Origin of the sequence: Streptomyces calidiresistens, assembly GCF_014141525.1 — a bacterium.
GTDB classification, from domain to species: Bacteria; Actinomycetota; Actinomycetes; order Streptomycetales; family Streptomycetaceae; genus Streptomyces; species Streptomyces calidiresistens.
Genome location: NZ_VKHS01000488.1, coordinates 1 through 4,300 on the forward strand (window position 1 = coordinate 1; position 4,300 = coordinate 4,300).

Sequence of the window (4,300 nt, forward strand, 5' to 3'; positions counted from 1 at the left end):
GTGCCGGGGGTGCCGGGGCAACAGGTCGGCGGCACGGGAGCGGCGGCGGGCGCCGGGACGGAGCCCGTCCCCGGTCCGTGAGGCCCGGTGCCGGTGCCCGCGCCCCCGCGGGCACCGGCACGGGGTCGGGCGCCGGGGTCGCCGCCCCCGTCGTCACCCGGGGCCCGCCGACGTGCCGGGGGCGTCGGGGGCGTCGCGCCCGTCGGGGTCGTCGGCATCGCGCCGGTGACCGCGGCGGGCCTCGCGGTCGAAGATGCCCAGGATCTCGCACGGGCCGCCCTCGGCACCGATCGCGTGCGGCATCATCGTGGGGAACTCGGCGGCCTGGTGGGTCTCCACGCGAAAACGCCGGTGGCCGAGCACGAGGGTCGCGGTGCCGGAGAGGACGACGAGCCATTCGCGTCCCGGGTGGGCGCGCATGCGTGCGGGATTGTCGGGCGGGGGCTCGGTCAGGTACTGGCGCATGACGCTCATGCCGGGGTCGCCCTTCACCCGCCAGCGCATGATCCGGTGGGTGTTGTCGATCATCGGGCTGGTGACGATGTCGTCGGTCGCGGTCTCGACGAGTTGGTCGAGGGTGGTGTCCAGCGCGCGGGCGAGGGTCACGAGCTGATCCAGGGCGAGGCGTCGCCGGCCGTTCTCGATACGGCTCAGTGAGGACTGGCTGAGGTGGGCACGCCCGGCCAGTTCCTCCAGGGACCAGCCCTGGGCCACCCGCAGGGCGCGGATCCGTTTGCGCACGAGGCTGTCCAGGTCGCCATCTTCTTGCGTCATGGGCAACATCGTATGCCCGCGACGCAAGGCGGGCTTAGCGTCGTTCCCGGAGGGCCCGGAATCCCGCACCCGGGGCAGGGGCGGTCACGGCCCCACCACCCACTTCGACGACCGGACCCGTACCGGCGCCGACTCCGCGTGCCCTTTCGGAGAGGAACCCATGAGTACCCATCAATCCGACCGGCCGGCGACCATCGAGGAGAACGGGGGGAACGAGAAGCACGAGAAGCACGAGGAGCACGACGCCGGGGCGCCCGACGCGCACCGGCTGCGCCTGATCCTCGTCACCGTTTCCCTGGCGCTCATGGCCGTCATCGCGTCGGTCTCGGGGCTGGGCGTCGCCCAGACCCACATGGCGGTCGAGTTCGGTGCCTCACAGGGCACCGTCCTGTGGATCATCAACATCTACACCCTGACCCTGGCCGCACTGCTGCTGCCGCTCGGCGCCGTCGGTGACCGGCTGGGCCGCAAGCCCGTGCTCATCACCGGCCTGGGGCTCTTCGGCATCGCGAGCGTCGCGGCCGGCCTGGCCCCGACCGCCGAGAGCATGCTGGCCGCGCGCCTGGTCGGCGGTGTCGGCGCGGCGATGATCATGCCGATCACCCTGGCCGTCATCACCTCCACCTTCCCCGCCGAGCAGCGCGGCAGGGCGATCGGGGTGTGGACCGGCATCGCCGGGGGCGGCGGCATCCTGGGGATGTTCCTCTCCGCGCTCCTGGTCGATGTCGCCGACTGGCGCCACCTGTTCGCGTTGCCCGTCGTCCTGGTCGTCGTGGCCCTGGTCATGGCGGTGAAGTCGGTCCCCGACTCCCGCGAGAGCTCCGTCCACGGCTTCGACACCGTCGGTGCGCTGGTCTCCGCGGTCGCCGTGGTCGGCCTCGTCTTCGTCCTGCACGAGGGTCCCGATCGCGGCTGGACCCATCCCGCGACGCTGGGCGCCCTCGCCGTCGGCCTCCTGGCCGCTCTCGGCTTCGTGCTCCGGGCGTTGCGCCTGCGTGACGCCTCGCTGCTGGACGTCCGGCTGTTCCGCGAGCGCGGCCTGGCCGGCGGCTCCATCACCCTGCTGGTGGTCTTCGGCGTCCAGGCGGGCATCGCCGTGGTCCTCTTCCCGTTCTTCCAGGCCGTGCTCGGCTGGTCGGGCCTTTTGGCCACGCTCGCGCTGATGCCCATGGCCCTCATGATGATGACGGCCTCCGGCCTCGCCCCGCGGTTGGCCGAGCGCGTCGGAGCCCGGGCCACCATGGCCACGGGCATCGCGCTGGCCGGTGTCGGCCTGGCCCTGATGGCGCTCCTCGCCTCCGTCGACGGCGGCTATCCCGCCCTCCTGCCCGGCATGATCACCATGGGCCTCGGTATGGGCCTGTCCATGACGCCCTCCACCGAGGCCATCACCCGCTCCCTGCCGCGCGGGAAGCAGGGCGTCGCCTCCGCCCTCAACGACATCACCCGGGAGTTGGGCACCGCACTGGGCGTCGCCCTGCTCGGAGCGCTGGTGGCCGTCGGATACCGCGGGGCCATCGACGACCGCCTGCACGGCATCCCCCCGGAAGCGGCGGACACCGCCCGCGAGGGCGTCGCCAACGCCGTCGAGGTCGCGGAAGGCGCCGGTTCACACGCGCGGGAGCTCGTCCACGCGGCTCGGCAGTCCTTCGTCGACGGTTGGCAGCAGGCCATGTGGGTGGGCGTGGTGGTCATGGGGGTCCTGTTCCTCCACATCGTCCTGAACGGGCCGAGGGGGCCGGTGAACGCCGCGGACGGAACGGCGGACGGAGACGGAACGGCGGACGGAACGGCGGGTGGGAGCGGAACGGCGGACGGAACCGGGGCCCTCGCCGCCCGCTGACCCGGCGGAGCCCGGCGGATGGCACGCGGTGCGTCCGTGCCGGGGAGCGGAAACCGGCGGAAGAGTGCGGGGTTGCCGGTGCGCGGCCGACGTGCGGTGGTCCCGACCCGGGGCGTGGGCCACGGGTCGGGACCACCTCGCGCCGGTCGGACCCGGTCAGGAGCCGTCGCGGAGGTCGGTCGGGGCCGAGGGGGTGAAGGCGATCCGGTCGAAGGTCGCCGCGCACCCCTCGCCGGTGGGGGACTGCGCGAGGAAGCCCACCCGGGCCGGCTTCCCGCCGGTCTCCTCCGCCTCGTGCAGGGAGAAGTACCGCAGCAGGCGCCACCACCTCCCGTCGGTGGAGGCGTGGAAGGCCCACGCGGCACCGGTGCGGGTGACCCGCAGCCACAGCGCGTCGCCCTCCACCTCGAAGGCGTTGGCGTCGTCGGAGGTGCCGCGGGTGACGACGGTGACGGCGGTGGGAACCCGCTGCGGGGAGTACTCGAAGCAGAGCTTGGCCCAGCGCCGCTCCCCCGCGTGGACCAGCAGCACGCCGGCGTCGTAGGTCGAGGCGAACCCCACCCGCGCCCGGGCGGTGAGGGAGAAGTCGCCCTCCGGCGGGACGCCGACCAGCCGGCCGACGTCCGATGGGTCGGTGAGGCCGGCCGGGTCGAGGAAGAGGTCGGTGCGGGCGCCGGTGGTGAGGCGCAGGGCGTCCCCGGTCACCTCGTGCGCGCACCCGGGCGCTCCCTCGGGCACGAGGGGGAAGGGCAGGCCGGGAACGTTCACGGTGGTCATGCCGGTCAGTCTCCGATCGCCCCGGAACGCCGTCAACATCCCCCGGGGGGCGGGAAGGGCTCGCGCGACCCGGTCGACAGACCCCGTACATAAGGCTAGCCTTACCTAAGTTGATCGGTGGCGGGTGCCGACGTGTTCGAACTCGCCCTCCGTTCACCGCCGTTTCCCGCCCTCCGACCGATGGCCGACCCGCACCGATGGGAGCGACATGGCCCGGGTTCTCCCCGACGACGCACCGGTGATCCACGCCCTCCCGGGTATCGGCTCGGCCCGCTGAACCCCGGCGCCGCCCCGGAAATCCACCGTCACCCCGTCACCCGGGAGGGATCCCGTATGTCCACCAACCCGTTCGACGACGCCGAGGGCCGCTTCCTGGTCCTGGTCAACGAGGGGAACCAGCACTCGCTGTGGCCGTCCTTCGCCGAGGTCCCGGCGGGGTGGCGCACCGTCTTCGGCGAGGACACCCGCGAGGCGTGCCTGGAGTACGTCGGGGCGCACTGGACCGACATGCGTCCCGCGAGCCCGGCCGACCGCCTGCGGTCGGCCCGGGAGCCTGCCGGAGCCTGAGGAGGGCGCGGGTACGGGACGGCCCCGGGGACTCCCCTCCCCGGGGCCGTCCCGCATGTGCCGGGGGAGGCGGCCCGGATCGCGGCGAGGGCGGTGTCGGTGCGGCCGGAGACGCAGTTCTTCATGCCGACCGGCATCGGCGGCCGGGAGGCCATGTGCCGGTGGGGCTGACCGGCGAGGGTCCGCGCGCCGATCGCCCCCCGGGAGACGGTGTCGGCGGTCCACGGGGCGAGGACGGGGTCGACGAACTCGTGGGCCGGGGGGAGTTCGGCGGCGAGGCCGGTCAGCAGGGCCCGGCCGGTGCGCGGGCCGGCGGCCGGGTCGCTCGGTCCGCCGGCC

The 4,300-nt window shown here is 74.0% G+C and carries 4 protein-coding genes and 1 pseudogene; 2 read left to right on the plus strand and 3 right to left on the minus strand.

Annotated elements, in window-relative coordinates; genetic code table 11:
- Window positions 1-153 precede the first annotated feature (153 nt).
- On the minus strand, window positions 154-783 hold the full coding sequence (locus FOE67_RS18195; protein ID WP_182665606.1) for a helix-turn-helix domain-containing protein: 630 nt from the start codon (window positions 781-783) through the stop codon (window positions 154-156).
- 295 nt (window positions 784-1,078) lie between these two features.
- Here FOE67_RS18195 and FOE67_RS18200 point away from each other — a divergent pair, with 295 nt between their 5' ends.
- Entirely contained in the window at window positions 1,079-2,617 is a 1,539-nt protein-coding gene (locus FOE67_RS18200; RefSeq protein WP_228474014.1) for an MFS transporter, read from the plus strand.
- 156 nt (window positions 2,618-2,773) lie between these two features.
- Here the strand turns inward: FOE67_RS18200 and FOE67_RS18205 are convergent, their stop codons facing one another.
- Window positions 2,774-3,394 (minus strand): DUF1349 domain-containing protein, encoded by a 621-nt coding sequence (locus tag FOE67_RS18205; protein WP_182665610.1) that lies wholly within the window; start codon window positions 3,392-3,394, stop codon window positions 2,774-2,776.
- A 333-nt stretch (window positions 3,395-3,727) separates the two neighbouring features.
- Between FOE67_RS18205 and FOE67_RS18210 the strand changes: the two genes are divergently transcribed.
- A complete protein-coding gene (locus FOE67_RS18210) occupies window positions 3,728-3,961 on the plus strand; it encodes an MbtH family protein (protein ID WP_182665612.1) in 234 nt (77 codons plus the stop codon).
- A gap of 77 nt (window positions 3,962-4,038) precedes the next feature.
- Here the strand turns inward: FOE67_RS18210 and FOE67_RS18215 are convergent.
- Window positions 4,039-4,251 (minus strand): annotated as a pseudogene (locus FOE67_RS18215) (3-deoxy-7-phosphoheptulonate synthase); the annotation flags it as partial.
- Between the last annotated feature and the right edge of the window lie 49 nt (window positions 4,252-4,300).